The sequence below is a fragment of the Arminella tubonensis genome (assembly GCF_003240585.1).
In the GTDB taxonomy this organism is placed as follows: domain Bacteria; phylum Pseudomonadota; class Alphaproteobacteria; order Rhizobiales; family Rhizobiaceae; genus Rhizobium; species Rhizobium tubonense.
The window spans coordinates 1-24442 of record NZ_PCDP01000076.1; the positions used below are offsets into that span (position 1 = coordinate 1).

The 24442-nt window shown below is 52.7% G+C and carries 14 protein-coding genes and 3 pseudogenes; 12 read left to right on the forward strand and 5 right to left on the reverse strand.

Annotated elements, in window-relative coordinates; translation table 11 throughout:
• Positions 1 to 62 precede the first annotated feature (62 nt).
• Positions 63 to 2348, forward strand: coding sequence for an AAA domain-containing protein (locus tag CPY51_RS29830; RefSeq protein WP_420820762.1), 2286 nt, complete (start codon positions 63 to 65; stop codon positions 2346 to 2348).
• Between the two features lie 231 nt (positions 2349 to 2579).
• Here the strand turns inward: CPY51_RS29830 and CPY51_RS32595 are convergent, their stop codons facing one another.
• Entirely contained in the window at positions 2580 to 2924 is a 345-nt protein-coding gene (locus tag CPY51_RS32595; protein ID WP_111163990.1) for a methyl-accepting chemotaxis domain-containing protein, read from the reverse strand.
• A 421-nt stretch (positions 2925 to 3345) separates the two neighbouring features.
• Positions 3346 to 4479: a DUF3616 domain-containing protein gene (locus CPY51_RS29845; RefSeq protein WP_111163991.1), complete on the reverse strand. Its 1134-nt coding sequence runs from the start codon at positions 4477 to 4479 to the stop codon at positions 3346 to 3348.
• 413 nt (positions 4480 to 4892) lie between these two features.
• Here CPY51_RS29845 and CPY51_RS29850 point away from each other — a divergent pair, with 413 nt between their 5' ends.
• From CPY51_RS29850 to CPY51_RS29870, 5 genes are all read left to right on the forward strand, one after another.
• The gene (locus CPY51_RS29850) at positions 4893 to 5423 is read left to right on the forward strand and encodes a lysozyme family protein (protein ID WP_111163992.1); all 531 of its coding nucleotides are present in this window, start codon (positions 4893 to 4895) and stop codon (positions 5421 to 5423) included.
• A 420-nt stretch (positions 5424 to 5843) separates the two neighbouring features.
• The gene (locus CPY51_RS29855; protein WP_111163993.1) at positions 5844 to 6827 is read left to right on the forward strand and encodes a hypothetical protein; all 984 of its coding nucleotides are present in this window, start codon (positions 5844 to 5846) and stop codon (positions 6825 to 6827) included.
• Between the two features lies 1 nt (position 6828).
• Positions 6829 to 7278 carry a hypothetical protein gene (locus CPY51_RS29860; protein WP_111163994.1) on the forward strand — a complete coding sequence of 150 codons (450 nt, stop codon included), beginning with the start codon at positions 6829 to 6831 and terminating at the stop codon, positions 7276 to 7278.
• A gap of 123 nt (positions 7279 to 7401) precedes the next feature.
• Complete coding sequence (locus tag CPY51_RS29865; RefSeq protein WP_111163995.1) at positions 7402 to 8106, forward strand: DUF4231 domain-containing protein; 705 nt, start codon at positions 7402 to 7404, stop codon at positions 8104 to 8106.
• Positions 8107 to 8555: 449 nt separating this feature from the next.
• Complete coding sequence (locus tag CPY51_RS29870) at positions 8556 to 10271, forward strand: hypothetical protein (protein WP_111163996.1); 1716 nt, start codon at positions 8556 to 8558, stop codon at positions 10269 to 10271.
• A gap of 415 nt (positions 10272 to 10686) precedes the next feature.
• Here CPY51_RS29870 and CPY51_RS33645 read toward each other — a convergent pair.
• A pseudogene (locus tag CPY51_RS33645) lies at positions 10687 to 10950 on the reverse strand (hypothetical protein); the annotation flags it as partial.
• Between the two features lies 1 nt (position 10951).
• Here CPY51_RS33645 and CPY51_RS29880 point away from each other — a divergent pair.
• The 6 genes and pseudogenes from CPY51_RS29880 to CPY51_RS29905 form a co-directional block, all read left to right on the forward strand.
• Positions 10952 to 11077, forward strand: a pseudogene (locus CPY51_RS29880) (transposase domain-containing protein); the annotation flags it as partial.
• A complete protein-coding gene (locus CPY51_RS29885; RefSeq protein ID WP_420820760.1) occupies positions 11077 to 11349 on the forward strand; it encodes an IS66 family transposase zinc-finger binding domain-containing protein in 273 nt (90 codons plus the stop codon). The pseudogene CPY51_RS29880 and the gene CPY51_RS29885, both read left to right, overlap by 1 nt.
• A gap of 76 nt (positions 11350 to 11425) precedes the next feature.
• A pseudogene (locus CPY51_RS29890) lies at positions 11426 to 11739 on the forward strand (IS66 family transposase); the annotation flags it as partial.
• Between the two features lie 338 nt (positions 11740 to 12077).
• Positions 12078 to 13625: a S8 family peptidase gene (locus CPY51_RS29895; protein WP_111163997.1), complete on the forward strand. Its 1548-nt coding sequence runs from the start codon at positions 12078 to 12080 to the stop codon at positions 13623 to 13625.
• Positions 13626 to 13634: 9 nt separating this feature from the next.
• Positions 13635 to 14927: a hypothetical protein gene (locus CPY51_RS29900; protein WP_111163998.1), complete on the forward strand. Its 1293-nt coding sequence runs from the start codon at positions 13635 to 13637 to the stop codon at positions 14925 to 14927.
• A 215-nt stretch (positions 14928 to 15142) separates the two neighbouring features.
• The gene (locus tag CPY51_RS29905; RefSeq protein WP_111163999.1) at positions 15143 to 16315 is read left to right on the forward strand and encodes an N-acetylmuramoyl-L-alanine amidase; all 1173 of its coding nucleotides are present in this window, start codon (positions 15143 to 15145) and stop codon (positions 16313 to 16315) included.
• A gap of 584 nt (positions 16316 to 16899) precedes the next feature.
• Here CPY51_RS29905 and CPY51_RS29915 read toward each other — a convergent pair.
• Positions 16900 to 18621 (reverse strand): NERD domain-containing protein, encoded by a 1722-nt coding sequence (locus CPY51_RS29915; protein ID WP_244598826.1) that lies wholly within the window; start codon positions 18619 to 18621, stop codon positions 16900 to 16902.
• A gap of 1 nt (position 18622) precedes the next feature.
• On the reverse strand, positions 18623 to 23446 hold the full coding sequence (locus CPY51_RS33650; RefSeq protein ID WP_244598827.1) for a protein NO VEIN domain-containing protein: 4824 nt from the start codon (positions 23444 to 23446) through the stop codon (positions 18623 to 18625).
• Positions 23447 to 24442 lie beyond the last annotated feature (996 nt).

The window sequence follows — 24442 nt, forward strand, 5'->3', positions numbered from 1 at the left end:
CGCCAGCCTCCTGCTCACGCAGCACACCGATGATCTGCTCTTCCGTAAATCTCTGCTTCTTCATTCGTCCGTCCTTCGTCAGGCCGAACTCTAATCAATTTTGGAGGAAATTCGCAGTGGCAGGTCACTACCATTATGCCGCCTACGAGGTTAGCGCCGTCCGGCGCCTCATGGGAAGGCACGGAGTTTGCGAATTCGAAGTCGACCAGCTGCTCAGAAACAATGTCTTCATCGATCTGTATCAGATCGTCCGGCAGGCGTTGATCGTTGGGGAGCCGCGATATTCGATCAAGAACATCGAGCACCTGTATCGACCAAAACGCGATACCCAGGTCGCCTCCGGAGGCGACTCTGTTGTCGTCTACGAAATGTGGCGCGACGAGCCGGATGGTCTGGATTGGACAACCTCTGAGACCCTTCGCGATATCCGTGACTATAACAAGGACGACTGTGATTCTACTGAGGAGTTGACGCGCTGGTTGAGAGCTTGCCAGACACAGGGCAACGTTGAATTCCGTGGTTCGAGCGAAATGAAGCAGCCGCCAAGGAAGGAAGAGAAAGAACAGATTTCATCCTACCGCGAGACCTTGCTAAACAAGGCGGACGACGAACGCAGCAACGGAAAAGCCGCCACCGCGACTGCGATCGAGTTGTTGGCTCATTCGCTCGAGTTTCATGAACGCGAGGCGAAGCCAATGTGGTGGAAATATTTCGACCGCGTCGCGATGACCGATGTCGAACTCTATGACGATCCAGACTGCCTCGCAGGTCTGGTAAGGACGGAAACCCCTCCACAGGCTGGCGGCGTGTATGAATACGGTTTCGACGCCAACCAGGACTTCAAAAGCAACGCAAAGGAATACGAAATCGTAGGGATGGAGAGATCCCGAGTTTCACTTGATGAAATTGACGAAAGGCTAGGCTTAGTCTGCGTTGTGTCGTCTTCCTCACCTCCGAAAGTAATATCGCTGGTACCATACGAATACGTTCGGCCAGCTCCCATTCCGGCGGCGATCAAGAAGGCGGTCATTGCTGGCGAGGCTGACAGGTTTCCACCGTCCGCCCTCGTCGATTTTCTGACAAGATCCAGGCCACGCATCCTTGGGAATGTGGAAGGCCCGATCATCTCCTCAGATCGCGAGCTGCTTCCGCAAGTCATCGAAGTGATCAGGAATCTGCAGTCGTCTTGTTTGTGCATCCAAGGGCCGCCCGGTGCTGGCAAAACCTATACTGCAAGCCATACCATTCTGGCGTTGTTGCGCGATGGCAAGAAGATCGCCGTCACCTCCAACAGTCACAAGGCGATCAACAATCTCATCTCGGGCGTTCGCAAGGCGGCACAGGATGAACGAGTGGTCGTCAAATTGGTCAAGGTCGATCGAGATCCCAATCGTGATCCGGAATTGTATGACAAACCCGACGTCTTCGTCGTTAAGGACGCCACCGGGGCGCTAAAGCATATGACCGGTCAGCCAGTTCTTGTGGGCGGAACGGCCTGGACATTCGCGAATGAACGGATGCAGGGGCTTTACGACTATCTGTTCATCGACGAGGCGGGACAAGTTTCTATCGCCAACCTTGTCGGCACGAGCATGTCCGCAAGAAACATCGTGCTAATGGGCGACCAGATGCAGCTTCCACAACCCGCACAGGGCGTGCATCCGGGCGAAAGCGGAATGTCGCTTCTCGAGTTTTACATGCAAGGTAGAGCTACGATCCCTCCCGACCTTGGGGTTTTTCTGCCAACATCGTACCGCATGCATCCTGACGTCTGCAGCTTTATCTCGCACGCGATTTATGAAGGACGCCTGCATGGGGAGCCGGTAGCCGCGACGCGGTATATTATTCCGGGACCGAATTCCCGTTTGAAGTCAACAGGCATCATGTTTCATGGGGTTGACCATGAAGGAAACACTCAAGCGTCCGACGAGGAAGTGGTGGCAATTAGAGGGATTGTAGCTGAGCTTCTCACTGCAAGTGTCATGAAGGATGGAAAGCCGCGGCCGCTCACCCTCTCAGACATCCTGTTCATCACCCCTTACAATCACCAGCGTCGAAAGCTCCAGGACGCTCTAGGGGCGGGGGCTAAGGTTGGGACCGTCGACAAGTTCCAGGGACAGGAGGCTCCCGTCGTAATTATGTCGATGTGCTCTTCAGACGTGAACGAGAGTCCTCGCGGCATGGACTTTCTGTTCTCGAAGAACCGCCTGAACGTCGCGATTTCTCGGGCAATGTGCCTCGCTGTCGTGGTCGGATCACCTAGTTTAGGCAACGCGTCGGTGGCCAATCTTAAACAGATGGCGCTTGCTGCCCTTTTCTGCCGCGTGTTGGGATCGAGCGGCCTCTGATTTTTTGCATCACTGCGCGGTTTCTTCTCGTTCGTATTCAAATGGGCGAAGGGATGGATCGAGGACCAAGGTTTGCACCGCCGAGACCGCGGTCAAGAAGAATCGGTATCTGTTGTCGATTGTTCGCGACGAACTCTCGTGGACCGACAAGGGCTCCATCCCGACTCGATGCTCTAACTCGACAACGCGTTCTGAAGGTTCACGAAAAGAGATGCCGTTCTGGAAGCCGTCTTATATAGCTGTAAGACTGTCGTTGTACTGGCCGCGCCCCTCGACTCGCAACTCCCTGATGCGATTGGAATTGCCGTCAACGACGTTCTCGATCTCGTCCATGCGATGAAGGAGCGCCTGAAGCCTCTGGTTTGCTTCGGACCGAAACTGATCAACCTCAGACTTCACGTCCAGGATGTCATTTCTGAGCTGGTTGTTTTGGCGCGATAGCTTCGTGAACTCCGCCTCGAAGCGTCCCAAGGTTTCCAGGTTGCCAGAGATACGCTCGTTCAGAGCCTTCATCGCGTCGATGACAGACGAAAGCTGGTTGATCAGGCGTTTCTGAACTTCGGAATCCTCGGACATCGGTTTCTCTCTGCTTCGATGTTTCAGAATATATAGCTTACCTGTGAGTGAAACGACCGACGCGTCAAGACCTGTTGATGTGGCATTCCAATCCTCGGCATCGTTACCGAGCGATCCCCCAAAGCCGCCATCTTCCCTCTCTAGTGCCGTGGCCGGACTGTTCCCTTCGCTCGAGCAGTCCGGAGAAGCGACCAGCCAGATTGGCACCAACACCATCAGCGATGGCTCGAAACCCTGGTTAGATATGAACCTTTTCGAAAGGTCGCTGGCGAGGATCGGTTGTTCTGCATCCCGCAGAAGTTCCAGGACACCTCGCTGAACATCGCGGCCTCTGAGAAGATCGGTGACACGGCGGTTACCTTATAGGCCTCGCTCTGGTCGAACGCCCATGGTTATGGAAAAACTGAAGCCTTAGTTGCGACTAATGCACGTTATCGTATTCGGTCGGACGGCCTTCACTTATATTATCGTACAAGATCATAACGTCGATTCCGTTCGGGGATTCTCCAAGCACAACCACAGTTTCTGCTTTTCCTATTTCGTCTTCAGCATCTTCTTGAGGGACGGTCATGAGAAATCTACTTTCATTTACCTTGTCCTTATCGAGCGTATCGACCGTGCGCAGCTCGTAGGGCACGTTCTTTTGACTTTCAGTTGGCCCAGCTAAAATGAGAAGCCTATTTCCCGACAGCGCGGCTATATCCCTTATGCCAGAGTCTCTCTGACCGAGCCTGACTTGGATCGTTTGAACGTCCGCTTGAGGAAGTGCTACATCACCAGGTGCAAAAAGCTCATTGACGGGTGCACTGACAATGGTGGCTACGTCGTCATTCACTGGCGTCCGCAGACCAGCAAACAGACGGCCTTGTAAAATAGCAATGCCCTCTACATTGGTGCCAACCGTTTTTTCCTTGCCGTAAGCGCCAGCAACCTTGCTATCCAATAGTGCCTCCCCAAGCCGCCAGGTCCTTTCGACTGCGACGTGATCATTTGGCTGCCCATCCGCCGTTGCAAATCGAGTGAGCAGGTAACTGGATGGCTTGAAACTGCCGTTCCCGGAACATGAGTGCGATCCTGATACGTAGAAATACCCATCGGAAATTGCGACGCCTTCTCCATCCAATTCCCCGAATGGTTTCTTCGCTAAACCGTGAGGGCAGGATGCTGGCATCTGACGGCCGAGGACACCTTCACCTACATCATTTTTTCCGATGAATTTAACGCTATCACTGGACGGAGTTAGGGTTTTGTTGCTGAGGATGGCAAATTGGCCGAACTTCTCTTCGTCATTTATGACAGAGCAAACCCGGCTAGCATCTTGCTCAGTTCCGAGGCATGCCATGCCGCTAATTCCCCTTGGCTTTCCGTCCTTATCGGAGGAGGGCGCGTCGAACGGAGATGCAACCGCAATCGTTTGACTGGGCGGAGTTGTGGAAGCTCCGAGCGCAGCAGTTACCGCCCAACACATCGTGGCGGAACTCAACGCAAGGAAGATTAGAACACGATCGAAATGCGACGCTGATTTCATGCCTTGGTAGTCTGGCAGAACCGTCATGCTATCCTCCTTTAAGAACTACGACCTAAGTCGGGAGATGTGAGAACAACCATTGGGCGTCGCATGCAAGGGGCATAAACAGCGTCAACGCGCCGAACAATTCAAGAAGAAGTTGCGCGAAGATCCGAGTTCATCCGATTTGGAACCGGCGCATAATACACACGTGGAGATGGACGCTTATAACAATAAAAGCACGTCTGAGACGATTGAGCCACAATTAGTCTTGCGAAATTAATAATAGCTCGTATTAATTGTATCGCGTTTGATCGCCAAGTAAGTCTTCTTCAGTCGAAGACGATGCCGTGCATTTTATTTAATGCCTGCGAATCCCGAAAGATTGCAATTAGATTTGTTGTATGTGAGGCACACAGACGCGCAAACTCGTACTACTCTGGATTGGTTGGGGGGATACTATGCCAAGCTGGACTGCAAGAGACATAGGAAGGCAATACAAGTCTGCTTCTGACAAAGGCTGGCTCCCGTTCTTTGAGACAGCGGCCAATAAGTGCGGTGTCAGCACAAGTCTTCTGCTCGGTATTGCATCGCGCGAAACCAACATGCAAAGCATTATCGGTGACCACGGTCACGGCTACGGCGTCATGCAAATTGACGTTGGTAGCTTTCCTGACTGGTGTCATTCTGGCCAATGGAAGAATGTCGAAGCGGGCGTCCTCAAGGGTGCCCAAGTGCTCGACATGAAGCGCGACGCTATTCGTCTCAGCCAGGGACAAAGAATTTCGGTTGGCGGCAGGTCGTTTACGGGGAAAGCCATCACAAATGACGCGGATCTAATTCGTGTGGCTGTGGCAGCGTATAATTCTGGGACGTGGGCGTATTACAATTTCAGCACCAATGGCGATCCTGACAAAACGACGACGGGTCACGATTACTCGGCCGACACGCTAGCGCGACAGCAGGCTTTTCAGGCGTTTATGAACTCTTAATCGGCAGTCCGGGGGCAGGGCGAAGCGAGGCGGGTTTTTTTGTGAAGAACATGGGGGAGTAGGCCATGGGGGTGGGATGCAAGCTTGGGAAACTTTGCAAACCTTTTCGGCGCGGTTAGTGCGATTGGGACCGCTTCGTTTAGATTGGTCGACGCGACCAAAGTTTCCGGACGGATTTTACGGCGGCAACGGCCGTCACGGGCGTTGCAGGATCGTCGATTGATGCTCCGCTCGGCTCGGCGGGAGCCCGCTAGTTTTCGAGAACGCAGCCCCGAACGAGGTTGGGATCAACGTCGTGACAACTTCCAACATTTATCGATGGAATTGCACAGTCGTGAAACCGTCTGGTGGAATTGACGCTAAAGGCTCTCTTTCAAAATCTCGCATTACGTGCAATTATCGCGGTATGGGGGAGTGGCAATGAAAATACATCCTTTTGCAGTTGGAGTAATTTTGTTGGCTAGTTGCGCACGAGAGCCGGATACAGCCCACATTGCGGAGTTCGGATCTGCGGTTGACGCCAGCTCAAAGGCTCTCAATGACATTGCTGATGAGAACAGGAAAGTTGCACTTCTCGCAGAACGTGAGGATCAGGCCGGAGCGTTCATTCGCAACACAAATTTCAACTTCGTCCCGAAGCCGACCACTGTCATTAGCGAGCATAATATCGACCTGCGCCGCCAAGAATTGCTTGCTCTTGCGGATTATGGAGCAGCACTCAAAAATGCTACCGACACGGCGAAACTTGACAAGCTGCAGGCCGCTGCCGGTAAACTGGTCACGTCCACAGCTTCTCTCGTTGCACTTGCAGTGCCTGTCGCGGCCCCGATCGCCGCACCTCTCGCCTCAATTGCTGGCAAGGGAATTGGAACAGGAATCCGCAATGGATACGTTGAGAAGATAAACGCGGTCGTATCACGAACCGATCCAGCCCTGCAGGCCGCTGTGATCTACTTGAAACGCGATTTCCAGATCATCAATCGGAATACTGCGACCGCATTGGTTCACTACGAGGACGCCAGCAAGCTCAATCTAGTATTGATGTTGCAGAAGAAGGAGCCTGCCCCCGCAGCACCCGTCACCGAAGGCGAGAGCACCAACGCCTCCAAGGTTTCCGCTTCCGGCCCATCAGATGAAAACAAAGCGAAACCTCGTATTATGATCCGCGATCCCGACCACCTCGCTAGTTTATATGAAGCTTTTCTTAAAAAAAATGATGACGTCTCGGAGGCGAATACCGCTGTCGAAGCGTCAGCCGCATCGGTTTCCGTTCTGGACAAGATTGCAAAAGCACACCATGCGCTTGCTGAACAAAGTGCTACTGCCAAGGTCAAGGTTGAGGACCTGTTGTCAATTTCTAGTGATTTAACGGCGCTACTGAAAGCGCTAGAAAAGGGCGCATGAGATGGCCAGCTCGATTTCCCAGGGAGACAAATCTCGGACGAAGGTTGCCGAACTTGTGAAGCTGCATTCCAAAAGTGACTTTCGAAAGTCGAATAAGAGTAATCGGTTTTTCGTCGCAAACTTTGAGGCAAAGGCCCTTACCAACGCCGAAGCCCTTCAAGGAGTGGACGCGGAGTTCCGAGCCACACATGAATTGGTCGAGCGCACCAACGATGGCGATAAATTGATGATGTATGCGAAGCGGTCGGGCGATCTATGGAAGGAGCAGACTCGACTTAGCAATCTTCAGCTTTCAGCAGGATGGTCGGACTACAGGGCATCAAAATCGATTTTGGATGCCGCAGCGGATTTGAAAAAAATAGGCCAGGAGATAGATGACAACATCGCTGATCTTACTCTCGCGGCCGGGGCGGTCGATGCCATCAAGGGCTTCCTTGGTGCTCTCCCCTAAAGCATAGACTTCGAATGTCGGATAACGTTGCCATCGCGTTCAAAAACGAAGCGGTTGGTCCTTTCCTCGTAGTCGGCCGATGACAACACGCTTGTAAAGAGCAGTTCTTAGGGGAAACTTATAATGCGACCTACAACGACGTTCGTTGCTGCTACTTTCAGCGCTCTTGTTATTATCGCCGGGTGTTGGCTTTTCTTTTCATATTTTGTCTACGAAAGCTATAAGCCGGTTATCGATATGCCCCATGAGTGCAAACAGGTAGAAGAGCTTTTGAAGAAACCGGCTGCGTCAGGAGATGCAGCGGCAGGTGCGGACCCAATGATCCTCGGTAGGCTGAACATCATATGCCAGGTCAAGAAGACGGACTTTTGGTATCGCACAAACGGTCGCATCAGTCAGGTTCTCTATTCCTACAGTACTTTAAGCATCATCATACTTTCGTTCCTCACAGCGCTTTTTGTAGGGGCAGAATTGTCAAAAAAGTCAGAGACCTGGCGCGTTGTCACACTGGCTCTCCCTTTACTTTCGACAGCAATCGCTGCCCTGACTAGCCAATTCCACCTGCAGGAATCTTGGGCCCTACGAGAGACGGGCAGAATTCAAGCAGAGGAGATCCTAACAGATGCCGAGGCGCTCACATCTGATCCTATCGCATTTGCCAAGGCAGCGAACGACATACGTACGAGGCTTTCGAATTTGGAGAAGGCACAGGCAAGCCAATATTTTGCCTATCGATTTCTGGCCGATGGCGGAACGCGTTCCCAGGCACTCGAAGTGCATTCGGACGCTTCTTCTCCGCAGAACAAAGGAGCTACCGCTGTAAAGTGAGGTCTAGAAGGAAAAAAGTAGATCAGCCCCGGTCGACCGGTGAACGCCCTTCTCTGTTGTCGCGTGGACCGATGACGAAGCTTCAAACTGCCTGGATCACACGTTGTTTTAGCGAAACCTGCCGCGGCTCTCGACCAGTAACGTTTTTGAATGTCGGCAGGTTGATCGACTGGAGAAGGATAGCCAAGACAAAAGCCATGCGTTTCCCCGACGGGCGTTCACGCAAAGGGCCAGCAGATCAATGCGCCTCCTGCATTTCTCCCCGAGTTAGCAACTTGCGCCTCAGCAGGCCCAAAACTAATTACATTGCAACGTACAATTGTTGCTGATACGTTGAATGTCGGTATTTTTGCGATTTCGCACAGCTCCAAGCAGCTGAATTTTGTTATCCATAAAGTTTTTAAGCCTGTCGGAATTCTTTTGCTTAAGTGGTCAAAGGGGGAAGGGCAATGGCGACAATGGGGCAAAGTTCTTCAATGAGGCTGCTGTTTCGAAAAACAGCGGTGTCTTCTGGGGCATCCTTAGCTCTCGTCGCGGCATGCATTCTTTCAATTGCCTTGGTCGTTATGTCCGGAGCGTTGATCGGGTTCATGCAATACCAGGCACGTCTGCTCAACTCGTCGGCGGATATCACGTCCGGCGATGTTGTGCTCCAAGCTGAGCTCGACAGCCGAATGCGCAAAGAGCAGGCGTCTCTTGACGAGGTGCGAGACGCGAAAGAAAATTCAAAAATCGACTTTGTTTCAAAGCAACAGGAGGTTCAGTTCAGAATTGAGCGAATCTGCGGTTCGCTCAATTTAACCCCAGCGGGGCTACAGGTATGCAACGCATTTATGCAGACAATCCCGTTCAACGAAGCGGATCAGCAATCTTTAGCGAGCGCAAACAAGTCCGATAAACTAAGCGATTCCGAAACTGGCCCGAGCTCAAATTTCGACGAACCATCGACCGTCAAGTCCGTCCATGATGCCCTCCATCTGGATGGACTACAGGACAACATTTTAGGTCTCCATAGAAAAGAGCTAAGGCCGATCGCGAAATTGAATGTTGATCTGTACAACATTTACTTCCCGAAATATTTTAAAGCTAGCAGTGCCCTTTATTCGACTTGCACACGGGTTCTCAGACTGGCAACCAATATGAATGGTTACAGGAGCTTTTCTGTCGACGACTGCTACCTTTCAACACAGCTTGGTGATGATCTGTCCTCGTTTTCTGCCGCAAGTCTCTCCAATAGCGCTGTCAGTGGCAACCTAGCAGCAGGTAACCAAACCGGATCAGATGGAACCTCAAAACCGCAAGGGAACCCGGTTACGAATTCCGATATGGCATCGGCAAACGATATAACCTCGGCCGCATCGGGTTTACCTACAAATGTTCCGCCAGGCTCCGAGATTGGCCCGCAAGCACCTTCGCGGGATGATCCGGTTTCAGCGGAAATAGTAGTCGGCAGGGGCGGGGATACGAGTGAACTGTTCGATAGTTCGACTTCGAGTTCCAGATCCCCCGGTGCCGCCGAGTTCGCATCCAGACAGCGTAATTTTGAATTGGTATCGCAATATCTGTTTTACGACGCTTTGTCTTTCGGTGTGCTTAAGCATATTCTGATTTCGCCGCCTGACTTTCTCGCGTTTACACTTACCGGCATGTGCGGAGTTCTCGGTGGTTTGCTCAAGATCATTCTAACAGCGTCGCAAACTGGGAAGCCGCCTACATGGCGCGGTTTCTGGATAATTGTATTACTTGGGCTCATATGTGCGTTGATATTCTACTCGCTGTTCCGCGGTGGATATCTCGCAATTAGCAACGAGGATCCAAAGACATCGGCCACGGGGCTGAATCCTTTCGTAATTGCGCTCCTGGCACTGGCGTCGGGACTGCTTTCAGACAGAGCGATCTCTGCATTTAAAATGCGCTCAAACCAGTATTTCGGTGAGTTCAACAATAGCTTTGTTGACCGGTGGGGGTTTGGATTGAAAGCGGCAATGGAAAACTTTCCACTTTCAAAAAATGATATCGCAGAGCGCTGCAAAGTCGCGCCGGAGAAACTCCAAAACTGGATCGATGAAACCGAAGCCGTGCCTAGTGAGGCTCAAGACATCCTAGAAGTAATATTGCACAGGCCAAAGCGAGAGATTTTCACTCAAGATCCGCCACAAGTTTAGGGGATGAAAATGAGCGTGACGTGCAAGCTTCTGCTATTCTTCAGTGCATGTTTGATTGCTGCTCCAGCGGTCGCTCAGCAATGGAACGGGCCGCAACGCTGGTCTCCAGCACCTATGTTTCCTCCCCCAGGTCCTCGGTTCAATCAAAGTGTGCAGCCTGGATTTGCGCCTCAGTACCAACAGAGGCAGCAAGCCTTGGGGGCTAGGTGCATCACCCAGTATGGATTATGTTTTATAAACCAGCCTAGCCCTGTGGGTTCCGGATGCGGCTGCCTGTTTCAGTTTGGTACCGCCCCGGGCCAGATAATTCCCTGATCTCGAGCCCGCCGCTGACGTTCGTTTGAGGAGCGCAGCATTCGTAACCGTTTGTCTGCATTTCACCACGCGGTCGCAAAGGATCGTAACCGCCCGATTGCTACCGCGGAGATTTCGCTTTGATGCGAGCGATGAGCTGTTCGTCATCCACAAAACAGTCAAGGAAGTCATTCCATTCCTGAGTTAAGCGGCGAGCGTAGGACAGCATCTGTTCCAGTTCCTCCATGCCGTCGTCTGTCAGCGCAGTGACGGATTCATCCTCCCCGTTATAGACGGTGATGCTGCTGCCGTAGGTCAGATTATCATCATTGGAGACGATTGCCCGAAGAAGCTCTGGATCCTCGCCGAGAGTTTCAGCGACATACCTCGACCCGCAGGCCTACCTGACCGATGTGCTTGACCGCATCCATGATCACAAGATCAATCGACTCGACGAAGTGCTTCCATGGAATTGGTTGCCCGTCGCCAACATCTCCGCCGAGGCAGCCTGATGGCAACAATCACCTATGTCCGCACGATCGAAAAGATCATGCGCCGACGCCCGCGTGTGTCGGACAATGCGGTTCGCGAGCGCCGAGAACTCGATCCTGGCTCCTGCTGCCCCGATTGCGGAGGTGAATTACGTCTGGTCGGCGAGGACGCGAGCGAAATCCTCGACATGATTGCTGCGCAGATGAAGGTGATCGAGGTCGCCCGATTGAAGCCTGCCGCTGCTGCGAGAAGAAGGTGCAGGCGCCTGCGCCCAGCCGCCCGATACCGGTAGGCTGCCGCCAGGTCGCCCTTGCCTGGTATGCGGGTCAGTTGAGCTTCGGCCCCGAGGCGGAATGCTTCAACCTTGGGTCCGATATGGCCTGAGCCGATGGTCCTCCTTCTACCTGTTCCTGGAAGACGGCCGTGTCGCGATCGACAACAATGCCGCAGAACGGGCGATCCGGCCGATTGCCCTCGGCAGGAAGAACTGGCTGTTCGCAGGATCAGACAAAGGCGGCGAACGCGCAGCCGGGATCCTGTCGCTGATCGAAACGGCAAAGCTCAACGGCCTTGATCCCGAAGCATATCTTCGCGACGTCTAACCCGTATCGCTGATCATCCGATCACAAGGATCGATGAACTATTGCCATGGAAGGCCGGTATCCACGGTCAAACGGCGTGACCGGACGCTTACTATCTGTCAACGACAACTCGACGTGTTTCTTTAAAGTTGTAGGCAAGGCTTCCAAGCTTAGCAGGCCACGCCTTTCTGTGAGCGACATCCGCAGACGCGGAGAAAATGGCCGCCGAACTCTTCATTTTAACCAGTCTGAAAGGTCAATCGAAGAGGTCCAAAGAGAATAATCCGCAACGCAAGGCAAAGTAATACGACATCGTTGACAACCACAGGTAAATACTTACTAATATATTTGGCTGTGCAGCAGGGTCTTTCCTAACAGCCGTCAATTCACTAACCGCATTCCGAGATAGACTTACGCTACGGGCAGGGTGGGCGTTGGGATGGAAACCAAAGAGACTGTTCAAACGACTCTGACGCGATCACGCATAAGCAAGGATCTAGCTGACGCTATAAAGCAGCGAAGTGGGGAGCAATCGGCTGTCAAGACATTCAAAGTCATCATAGAATGCAACCTCGACTTTCTCGGAGGTCTACACGGAGCAAGGGACACGCTTTTCCGAGCCTACCGCCAGACTCCTGAAGGAAAACGCGACGCTAACTCTTATCAAGAGTTGAGTCAGCCAATCATAAGCCCGAGGGAAATCGGTCTTCTGGTAAAGACTTTCAAAGATGGCGACCGTGTTGATATCGGAAAATCTCTCTGGACTGACAGCTATGTCTTCGCGAATTTGACCAAGGGCACAATCGATAAGCTTTCAAATTGGTCCACTGGCGGAACGCGCATCGTTTATAAGATTTGGCTTGATCATAAGCTTGAACGCTGCGTTTACGAGTCTGTCCGCACCATCAAATGTGACGCAGCCCGAGCATCCTTTGCTGCGGCCGGAAAAGGAATTGTTTGGGCGCTAGCTGATACCGGAGTCGACGGGCAGCATTCACACTTCACGGTTCACGAGACACTTTCGCTCGATGGTATTCTATTTCATCATGATTTTACGGAAAATCATTCGACTGAGAGAGAGAGTTCGGCGGCGGCGTTGGTGGATGGAGATGGTCATGGCACACACGTGGCCGGGATTATCGCTGGAAGAACAACAATCAAGCGGTCCGGTTCTATAAAAAAGATCACGGTCCGAACGAATGAAGAGAACGAGGATCAAACCTCGACATCCGTCGACCGACCCTTCAAAGACGAGATTGCGGGGCTTGCTCCATATTGCAAAATTCTAAGCTTGAAGGTTCTAAAGAATGCGGAAGAGGGCGATCTTAGCAGCCTGATCGCAGCGATTGGATTCATTCAACGAATGAACGACAACGGTCGCAAGCTCAGAATCCACGGATTGAATATCAGTCTTGGCTACTCATTTGATCCAGTTTCGTATGCCGCCGGTCAAAGTCCACTTTGTGTTGAAGTGGATCGATTGGTCCGGTCTGGTGTTTGCGTTGTTGTTGCGGCAGGTAATGCTGGTTATGGGACTGTGACGCAACATACCGGTGGCATTGAGCGGGCTACGCACCTCGGTACGATCATGGATCCCGGAAACGCCGCGTTGGCGGTCACCGTAGGATCAACCCACCGTGACCGACCACACAGCTACGGCGTGTCTTATTTTTCCTCCAAAGGACCGACAGCTGACGGGCGCATGAAGCCTGATATTGTCGCCCCGGGCGAGCGGATCATTTCTTGTGATGCGAAAGTGACGCCCGCCAAGGGAGAGGTGCGTTTCCGGGAAGACTCAGGCACCTCTATGGCAGCCCCACACGTCTCTGGCGCAATTGCGGCCTTCCTGTCGGTCCGCGCCGAGTTTTTGGGACAGCCAGAGCGGGTCAAAGAGCTCTTCATGGCTGGAGCTACCGATTTGAAGCGACGGCCGGAATTCCAAGGCGCGGGTCTCATCGACCTCATGAGAACACTTCAAGCGGTTTAGGAGGAAGAAATGGAAACGCTCGGGCAATCGCCATTCGTATGGCTGGAGTTCGATGAATCAGGGCAGCCAACTAAAGCTGATGTCGATGCTTTGAAAACCGCGCTCGCAGCTCAAGAATTCGGAGATCTGGTGGTCATGTCACATGGGTGGAAAAACACTCGAAGTGACGCGAAACTGCTCTATGGTACGCTTTGGGGAAACACTCACCTTGACCAGGAACGAGCGAGAAACACGCTGATTGTAGGCGTGGTGTGGCCAGCGAAACAGTATGCGACCGATTTTGATCAAGCTTCCGTAAATGGTCAGGTTGCCCAAGGAGTCCCCCAAAGCGGAGGCCCGCGGAAACTTAGCGCGGCGGAAATGACCGCCCTCTTCGACGGGTTCGAAGACTTCTTCGGCGATAAGGCAGAAGCCACGCTAACCATGGCCAAGGCTGCGCTTGTGCAACAGATTACAAACAACTCTGCAAAGGCCCTTTTTTCGGCCGCTCAAAATCTCTTGAACACGATGGGAAAAGGCTTCGATAGTGAACTCGATACCGATGCAAAGCGCATCAACAAAGCGACCGCTAACGCCAACGAAGCGCAACAAATTTTGGCATCCATGTCGAGCCCACCTGTGTTCAAGCAGGATCGAAATGGACAAGCGCAGGGTATCGGTGATGCATTGACAAGCTTGGTGCACGGTACAGAGGCGGCAGTAGCGCGATTTCTGAATCAACTCACATACTTCGAAATGAAAAAGCGTTCCGGTGTCGTCGGTGGGGCGCTTACGATCCGAGTTTTAAGTGGGCTGGCTCCGAAAAAACCTGTTCGTCTTCATCTCGTTGGACACAGTTTTGGTGGCCGTCTCGTTACAGCCGCCGCTAACGCTTGGAAAGACAATCCGAGCTGCAAACTTTTCTCGATCACATTGCTCCAGGCTGCCTATTCGCACAATGGCCTTGCAGCCAATGTCGATGGGACCCCCGGTGCCTTTCACAGTGTAATCGGAAAAGTCGCTGGACCGATGGTCGTGACCCACACGCACAATGACTCTGCGTGTACCGTAGCCTATCCGTTGGCATCACGCTTGGCACGGGATATCGCGAGTGCATTGGGTGGACCAGATGATAAATATGGAGCGATGGGAGCCAATGGTCCGCAGCTCCTTCCTAAAGAACTCGTCGTCCTCCACCAATCGATGCCAATCAAATTGCAGAGTGCGAAAATCAATTCGATACTGGCAGACAAGTTTATTGCAGAGCACAACGATGTGACAAACGCTACATGCGGACAGATATTGAGCGATGTCTTGAAGTAGAAATTCTTGCTCAAATATAACCAATTATTACTACTGCCATTAGAAAATCCTCGCTCTCGAAATCAATCAAAACGTGTTAGAATTTGCATGTATCATGTAATGTCAGATTGGTGGGATCCGCTTCGCCTTGGGGGAAACGGATAAGTAGATCGCGATTTGGGGTAAGATGCCCCGCTGGTTGGCGGGTTGGCATATTTTTGCTGGAGGGGGGCGAAATGGCTGCGAACGAACTTCTGAAGCGACTGGTAACCATATTTAGCGATGATGATTTGAGGCATCCTCAATTGCGGGGGATCGTATTAGCCCAATGGATGCTTGAAAGTGGTCGGGCTACATCCGAACTTTCGGTTAAGCACTACAACTTCGGTGGCTTAAAGTGGCGGAAAGAGATGGCGGGCTTTGCTACGCGCATTCAATATGAAGCGCATGATGGCGCGGATTTTTACTGCAAATTTGCCACCATCGAGAACTTCATCACCGGTTACTGGGTCTTTCTTAATCGCTCTCCATACTCAGGCTGGGAGGCGAATGTTTCAACACCGGAAGAATTCATCAAATTCATTGGACCGATCTACGCTGGTGACGAGAGTTACGCGGACAAGGTGATAAGTCTTTTGCCCGAAGCAACATCGCTTTTAGAACAGGCGGTTCGGGCGCGAGCCGACGGTCCTCACGGCGATCAGGAGAACGACGACGGACGCGGCGATGATCTTGGTGTAATAGTGATTGATCCTGGTCATGGTGGTATTCAAAATTTGCCAGGAAGCGATGCGAACCATGCGATATCGGTGAGCGGTGTGAAGGAAAAGAAGCTCGCGCTCGACTTTTCGCTTATATTGCGTGACCAAATTTACGCGCGAGCTCAGCGAAGCGAGCGTCTCAAGGTCGTGATGACGCGCGAGACGGATAAGAACCTCCCGGGCAAAGAGCGAGCTAGGTTCGCCTTCGATCACAAGGCTAAGCTTTTCCTGTGCCTGCATTTTAACGGCAGTCAAAGTGGGAGTGCCCGGGGAACTGAGACTTATTATCGGGCAAAGGAAAACGGCAATATAAACCTTCAGGACGATATGACGTTCGCGCAGGCAGTACAGACAGCATTGTTTAAGCAATTAAAGGCGCTGGATAGCGGCGCGAGGGATCGAGGGATTAAGCCCGATAACCAGGGTAATCCAAGTTTACCTGGATTCGGGGTGTTGAATGATCACAACCTTGGCAATGACGAGCGTCGCGACCCCTGCAGGGCCGCCTATATTGAGGCGGAGTTCATTACCAACCCATCGGTTGAAAAGCTCCTTATCTCTGGGCCTGACGCGGTCAACAACAGGACGTTAGCAATGGCTGCAGTCGCGGACGCCGTGTTACAGCAGATGCGGGCGATAAGGTCGTAACTCAGCGCAAGTTAAAGCTAAATGTGCAGAGAACCAAAGCCCCAGGGCGTGTTGTCGTGAGTTTCAACAGCGAGCGCCTATGGCAAATGCTAATACCCCTGCTCCAATTGCACCATCGAGATCCTTAGAAGAGCGATTAGGGCTAGGGAAGACTTGGTTGACGCGGATAGCGAAGGCTATTGCGGCCTTGGCCGTCGCCGCGTTCCTGGTTTTCGTTGGGAGTTCTTTCTTCAAGACTGCCGCCGCCGTTGACGATTACATTCCTAAAAGCTGGAATGCCGCAATCGAAAAGTTGGGCATAACGCCCCTCTATCCTCCCCAAGAGGACGTTTTTGTCACTGACATTGTTCCGAGCAAAGGTCTCGGGTTGGGGTGGTGGCCTACGACTTCCCGTCGTCCGACAAGAGGACATGTATGAGAATTCGGATCGTGCGATCCGAAAGTCGACGAGGCGAAAGCGCCTCAGTCATTTGCGTCATGGTCGGGTGTTCCATGGGACCACCGGCACGCGATGGCATTTCACAGAAATCCCAAGGAAGCTGTGCAGCGAATTCGTTGTCTGTTGAATGGCAGGTCAGTCCGTTCTAGCGGCTACGCAATCCGATTGCCCTCTCGCACCCTTCTTTTGTCCCACAGATGTAGAGCAAAGACTTAGCGCGGGACATGCCAACATAGAGGATCTCGCGATCCCGTTCTGGATCACAATTGTCCAAAGCCCAGAGCACGATAATGGAGCGTTCAAGCCCCTTGAACCGAGCTACGGAGTCGACCGTAACTGATCCAGGACCGTAACTCTCAAGTCGTCCCCATTTGGCCGCCTTTGGAATTGTCGAGGCTGCTAACACCGTTTCGAAGGTTTCGCGATCTCGGGCGCTGCAAAGTAGAATGCCAATTTCGTGAGGTGGCACACCTTCTTCCGCCACAAGCCTGGTTACGAGAGAGGCAATGGCACGGGCCTGCTTTCCCAGATCCGACGCTGCCAGAAGTTCAACAGCGGTGCCGGAGATCGGCGGTGCCTGAACACTTGCCCCACGATAATGACGATATGCGGCATCGTGAATAAAGCTGGTATTCCTGCAATTCTTATCGAGCACCATAGGCTCTCCCGCCACAGGGACCGACGAAGAGCGCTTATAGATGTCTTGGTTTTCATCGAGGAACACGTAAAACAGCCCCCCTGAGTGATCTGTCATGATCATTTCTAGGGGCATCCAGAAATCATCCGCGAAGTCCTGGCCTTCGTCGACAATTATCGCGTCGTAGCGGGGACCTAAAGCGTCCACAGCGTGCGCGAGTGCAATGGGTTGGTGATTGTCAAATTCATTTCCTGCCGGATATTCTCGGCGAACCTCACTTAAAAAATCACGTCTGAGTTCGTTCTTCGCTCTCTCAATCCACCGAGTGCAAAGTTGGTGGAAGGTCGCGACATCTAGACCGTCTACACCAGAACACTGCTCTCTAAGATGATCGGCAAGTCCTCTATTGTAGCAGACGAGTAGAGTGCGCAATCCCCCGGCAGCTGTACGAACGGCTTTCTCGCGGGCGATAAGTGTTTTCCCTGTCCCGGCGCCACCGGCAATCATGACGCGTCTTTGGCGAGACAAAAGGTCCAGGATCGATGTCTGCCGTTCAGTAAATGATATGCGGTCTTGCTCTTCAGTGTGGAGGCGAGCGGAAATTAGCGCTCGGGTCGAGGCGACACGAGCAAAAACCCGCCGAATAACCTCAATGCCAGGCTGACCGAGTTGCGCTATCCGTCGGCCTGCGTCAGGTTCTGTCCAGTAACTGTAAGCTTCTTCAACCCATCGTGCGACATCAACCAAATCGCGCCGGTCTCCGATAATTTTGGTTGGCGCGTCTGGCCCTGCGAGTTGCGAAGCGTTGTCAACGTCTGGCAAGAACACCGAGTGCCCCAAAGGAAAGCGTCCAATGTTGAGCTGACGCCATTGAGGAACTTCTGCAAGCTTTTCTAAGATGCCAAATTTACCTCGCTTCGCTTGATCAAACGGGTTCTTAATATCATGCAAAACGCCGTGGCGGTCAGTGGAGGTCCAGCGGCGAGTGCTATAGTCCAGATCGACGCGGCCACCCTTGACCTCGATTATCAAGAGGCCCCGACGCGGATGACAAATCAGGAAGTCGACTTCTCCATCACGTGGGCCATTGCCCTTTGGCTTGGCGATCCAAGCGACGGAGTGCAAGACAAGAAAGTCGTCATTGAGCTGCGACGCCAACGCTGCAAACAGACGCAATTCAGCAGATGACTCCGCAGAGGCTGTCTCGAGCGGTGGGATGCAAATTGCCATTTCAGTCTACAAATTCTAGCGCGGTTGAGTAAGGCAGGAACTTTCTCCCCTGGAATCCAAAGTTCACGACAACCGACGTCACACTTCCACGCTTTTCAATTTTCTCGATGGTCCCGATCTGCCAGATCGCATGCTTAACCCTGGCGCCGATTCTTAGGTTTAGGTCGGCGGTCGAGGCAAGCTCCTCAGTAACGCCTCTCCATCCATGGTCGAACCAGTATTCAAGGACCTTTGAAAAGGGGTTGGCTATCGCACTGACCTGATGCTTTTGGATATCGCGTGAGAACTCGACCACGTAAACCCAATATTCTCCGGGGTATTGCTGCGCCATCGCAAACTGTACGTGCGATAGTTTTACACCACGTTCGTTCCAAGCACCTTCCAATCCTTTGACCTCAATTAGGCGCCGAGTGGGGCCTTCGACCGAGGTGGAAATAATGTCGAATCCTGGATTGTTATGAGATTGCTCGACCGGATTGCGGCCACATTGGCGCTCATATTTTAGGACGGCCTCGATCGCTGCTGCATCAATTCTATCGGATAAATCATTAGACGGCATCTGGTCAAAGGCTGGTGCGTCCTCCCGAGCAGCAGCATTGACATATGAGAGCATTCGAGATTTGCGCTCTTGTCTTTCTGTACCTGTGGGCGATGGCCGCCGCGAGGAATTGGGGATCCACCCGTTACTATTGCCGCCCGATCCGAACAAGGTGCCTTGCTGCTTGATCGCAGTTACACCGATCTCAGTACGACCGAAGATACCGTCATCACTTTTAGACTTAAAGGGTTCGTCGTCATCATTGGCATTTTCGGCTGGGGCCTCTGCGGTGGTTTTCGCCGAGAGGTTTCCAAAAGCTCCCTCTCGATCAAGGGCGTCCATTACAATTTCCGCATCGGAGGAGATCTCAGACTTTTCTTCTGCCTCGACCGGCGGAGCGTTTTCGGGTGGTGCGTCCTCGGCAAAGGTCTCATATATTGCAAGCTCCTCATCTGCATCAGTCAGCGCATCCGTCAACGGCATAGGTTGGTGCGTTCCCTCGGGCTCTTGGTAGTTTGAATTCCGGAGAGACCGCTCTGCATCCTGCCACGTTCCGAATGAAGTCACGTAGGCGGCGGTCATGATTACAGGGGGCATATCGACGCCAAACGAAAGTTGTTCGAGAGGTGCGAAAAGCGCTCGAAAGGCCGCTGGCCAATCAATCTGATCCCCAAACGAGCTGCGAACATAGAGGATTGAGGATTCCGTAGCATAAAAGGCGGCCGCAGGACTCGCAGGCGACCGGACCGGTGGATCAAATTCAGTTATCTCGACGTGGACTTGAAGCGTTTCGGTATTGTGGATCTTCACGCTTGAAAGAATATCGCCCAATCTCTCACGAAACTCAGCGCTGGGTCCAAGCCACAACAGAAGATCGCTGCGCTCCTTTAAGAGTCCCGTAGCGATAATATTGACGCGGCTGTTCGGCACTTCGCTAAGCGCTTCTCGCGCGATATCGGATAGCCGTACGACGCCGAGTTCCCGAAAAAATCTAGCGGCAGCAAGGCGCGATACCTGAGGCGGAGAAACAAGGCGTTGATTTAATTCGCTCCCAAACGGCTCTGCGAGCACCGGTGAGTCCAGCCAAGCTGCTTCATCTGCAAAAGTTTGCCCACCCAAAAGATTGATGAGCATCGGTTCGTTTCTGAGCGTCTTCAACGCCTGGTGTACGTCGGGATCTTCCCGATCAAGGGCGTTCGCTAGCCACGCCAGGCACTGTCCGTGCACCAGAGCGTCCTGGCTTGATATCTCGGCCTTAGCTGAAAGTTCCGACAGAAGGGCTGCGTAATTACGCGCCGAGGGAGCATCCTCAACTCCTAGCCTCCTGTACAGACGCTCGCGTTGGCGCATCCGAGAGCTTGGCGCATGCCAGTATCCTTGAAAATACGTTGGCAACCAGAATACCTGGTCACTACGTAGATAGCGCTTCAACTCGGGATCATAGATGTAGGCGGTGCCAACTAAGCGATCGATAGATAAAGAATCGGGTCCATCGGACCGTTCGCTAAGCAAGGCGTAAACCAGTTCCGACGCCGCAACTTCGTGCTCCATGCAATATTCGAGATGGGCGACAATTTTTTCGGTGGGTGGCTCATCTTTCAGACCGATAAAATCCAGAAAGTCGATCAGAGTTCTACCTTGTTGTGCACCACCACGAAGGGCGGGGAGGTCCACAATTGCAACCTGCGAGGCAAAGCCAGGAGCACGGAAGGCACGGTAGAGCCCAATCGGTGAGTATCTTTGCCCTTGCACACGCTCACCATTTATCGACCCCGGAAGCCAACTGATGCTCCTTAGTTTTTCCAAGGTCAGCTTGTCGGTTGGCGACAACCTGGCAAAGCGCTCAAGAATGTGACGTACGATGGGCTGCGTCTGGGTTGCAATTGTATCTATTGGTTGGCTCGTTGCGATGGCTTCGATACGTGCCACGATGTGCGTCGCGGAAAGCAAACGACGCATTCCTAAGCGATCTTCCAAAAGATCTTGAAACCGACCCGATAGGCGTCCTAGCGGCATCCATTCATCATCGACCCAATAGGCAGGATCTGCTCCCAGCAACGCGTCAAGTGGCGCCGTCCAGTAATAGCAATCGGAAGGTCGAGCGAATGTCCCGGCACGTGTGCGGATGAACGCACGATCTCTGAGGGCGTCAAGACCGCCATCCACGCTTAAATCTGCTTGGTGTTTGAGAATTTCGGAAAGTAGCAAGACGTACTGCTCGCGGCTCGGTCCAGCTTTCAAAATACCTTCAAGGTGCTTCTCGACATATTCCTGAAAACTCAGGACATCGACTCTCAGCGTCTCACGCGCAAAAGATCGCATGCTTTCAGTCATAAGCTCAGTATCGATTAACTCGAAATGACCAATCGGATCTACGAAGCCGCCTGGCATCTGTCCCCGAGATGGCGTGACAAACCCGGTTCTTGTCCTCAAAAACGGAACTCCGGCCAGTGTTTTCCTAATAGTCAGCGCCGCAGGAATGTTGAACGACGTTAAGAGCTCGTAGAAGCTGCGCACATCGCCAGCGTCAGCTCCGATGATTGCGAGCGCCGCCGCATTATCGGAAATTGCGGAAGCAACATCCCCCGCGAACTCTTCTAAGCCATAGACATCCACTTCCTCGGATAACGTGGAACGCGCGAGGAGATCTCTGTTTGCGAACGGGCAATCAGGCACAAACCTACCGATAAGCGCTGCTGAGACTGCGCCCTCAGTTCGCCAGACGTTTGCAATACAGGTTGGAGTACCTTCTTGATCCAGGATAAAAGGCACCGACCTCAGCCGTTTGGAAAGCTGTGGCAAATCCTGTCTCGTTTTCGAGTTTTTCAGGATGGTGTCTACAGCGTTCCAGAGGCTCCCGAGATTTGACACGTCGGTAGGTATCAAGCCCGTCGTGTGGGCAGATTCCAAAGTCGCAACCACGACTGGCAGTCGAAGCGGGCTGGCGCCCAATGCTTGAAGGACGGACCAATAGGTCCGAAGTTCGTCATGAATTAGCGGCGTTCCGAGTGACGCAATCGCTGCCTGATCCTCATGCGAAAGCTGCTCCGGCAAGTAGCAATCGCCCGGTAAACAGAGGCGTCCATCTACGGTTCGAACGGAAGCCGACGCCGCTGCCGCTGTCTTTAATTCAATCCAGAAAGCCTCGAACGACGTCTGATCTTTCCGGGCAAAAGCTGAAGCGACTAACGCCCATAGACGTTGGACACCAAGGAGCTCACGGATTTCCTCGAAATTTTCGGCCATCGTCGTCGCTGCGGTGTCGAGTAGAAGCTCATTCCAATACCGCTCATGCTGTTCGCCCGTAAGAGTAATCATCCGGCGGGTCGGATGCGGAAAGAAATCTGCGTTTATGTGAAAAGGCATTCCTGAGGTTTGCTCTGTCGGCAGATAGGCGTAGAGCAACCCATCGATGGGAGCGTCATGCAAAGGCAATGCAACGTTGACCACGGGAGAACGATCGAGTTCCCCAAGCGTCGGAAAGTCCTTGAAAATACCTCGTTCGGCAGCAAGGTTTGACGCATCGTGCGTGAACAGTTTCCACCGCTCTATTTGGTTATCGGGTGAGAAATCCAAAGTGACAATTCCTGCGTCGCGAGTGATCGACACAGAGCGAATTAAGGTCCCCTCATTGGAGAGATCGATCGTCTTCAAATTTCGCAGAAAGAACAGCCCGTTCTTCATTACCTCGCCAATTGCTTCCACAGCCAACGGAACCACATTGGATGGAGCAGGGGACGCATTCAGCGCCTTCCGAGTATCCGACTGGGTCAATGCCCAGCGCAATTCAAACTCCGTTCCTGGGACCTGGGCGATAGTGCGGGTAATACCGGTTCCATCGATAGGAATCAGTTGCATCTCCACGCCCGTGGAACGGATCACAGGGGAGTCGGTAATTTGATAGACTGATACGAAACCGATACCAAATCGGCCGATCTGTGAAGACACTTGGATCTTATTTCGGCTTCCCATGCGCGAAATAGCGTGAAAATTGCACGAGCGTTTCGCTCCGCTGGGATTGCCGTCTCTCTCCCACGGACATCGGGGATTGGCCAGGCCACATGTTGAGAACTGCCCGCTGTTACGAACAAAAAGGCTTGAGTCCGTTACGTCGAAACTAAGGTGCGCCGCACCGGCATCATCGGCATTCTGGATAAGCTCCAGCGCCATAACCCCCAGTCCTTGAAGTCCTGCTAGCGCTTGCTGGATGTTTCCCAGCAGATCGGCCTCGTAAGAAAGCGTTACCGGTTCTTGGATGAAGGCATTCTCGCTCGTCACGCTCAGCACTTGCAATCCGATGCGCCCTTTATCGCCAGCAGGCGTCTAAAATTCCATGACAGTTCGCTTGCATGCATACCGAGTTCCCCATCCCGTACTCATTCTTGCCCCACAGCTCTAGATTTCAACAACACGTTGATCCTTATGGCAATAGAAACATCTGATCGCAGCAAAATCTATAGTGGAGAAAAACGAGCATCGGCCGCAGAAGCGGTCAGCGCAACTTTTAACAATCGGCGGCCACGACCCACCTCCCGTTCTCGCCGAATTCATATCGCTGTCACCTGCAGCAGAAGACGACGAGACGCCAACGAGAAAATCCATTGGTCGGTGCTGGACACGCAAACTCGTGAGGGCGCCGAAAGTTACCGAACGGTCTATGATGTAAACTCCCGGGATAGTTGTTTTGCTCACTCCTCCAAGACAGTCGGCTGACAGCTATTCATGTTCCGCAGACCCATTTTTATTTTGAGGGGCAGGAAGTGTCCACCAACGATACCCGCGGCGTCGCACTCCGAGACCTACCATTCAGGCCGCATACCTGGCGGTTCGGAAATTCCGAATAAGGCAGCAATATTCGAAAATATTGTTCGGCCAACCCGGACAAAGTTTGGGTGTCGATAGTTCGGGTGTTCCGAATAATTCGGAGCATTGGCCGATTCTCCCGGACAATCCTGAGTCCGCGCACTGCTTGCAACTTGCTGTCTGATGGAGTGACAGCCGCTTCCGGCTCTAGCGCCATCGTTGCTTACCTTCCGCCCCAAGCGGTTGCCCATTCCGCCAAACGATTCCCGAAAACTATTTCCAATTCCGTAATATCGCGCTCCGACTTACGTCAACGAATTTGTGTGAGAAGTTAGTGGATCGCGTTCAAAAGTTAGTGGATTGGTCGATTCAACCCTGACGATGCCTTGCAAAAACAAATGGTTACGGTAGCTCCGAAAAGCGGAATCTATAGAAATAGTAGCACTCCGGGATTTCGTATCGGTTGGCTCGTTGCGTGGA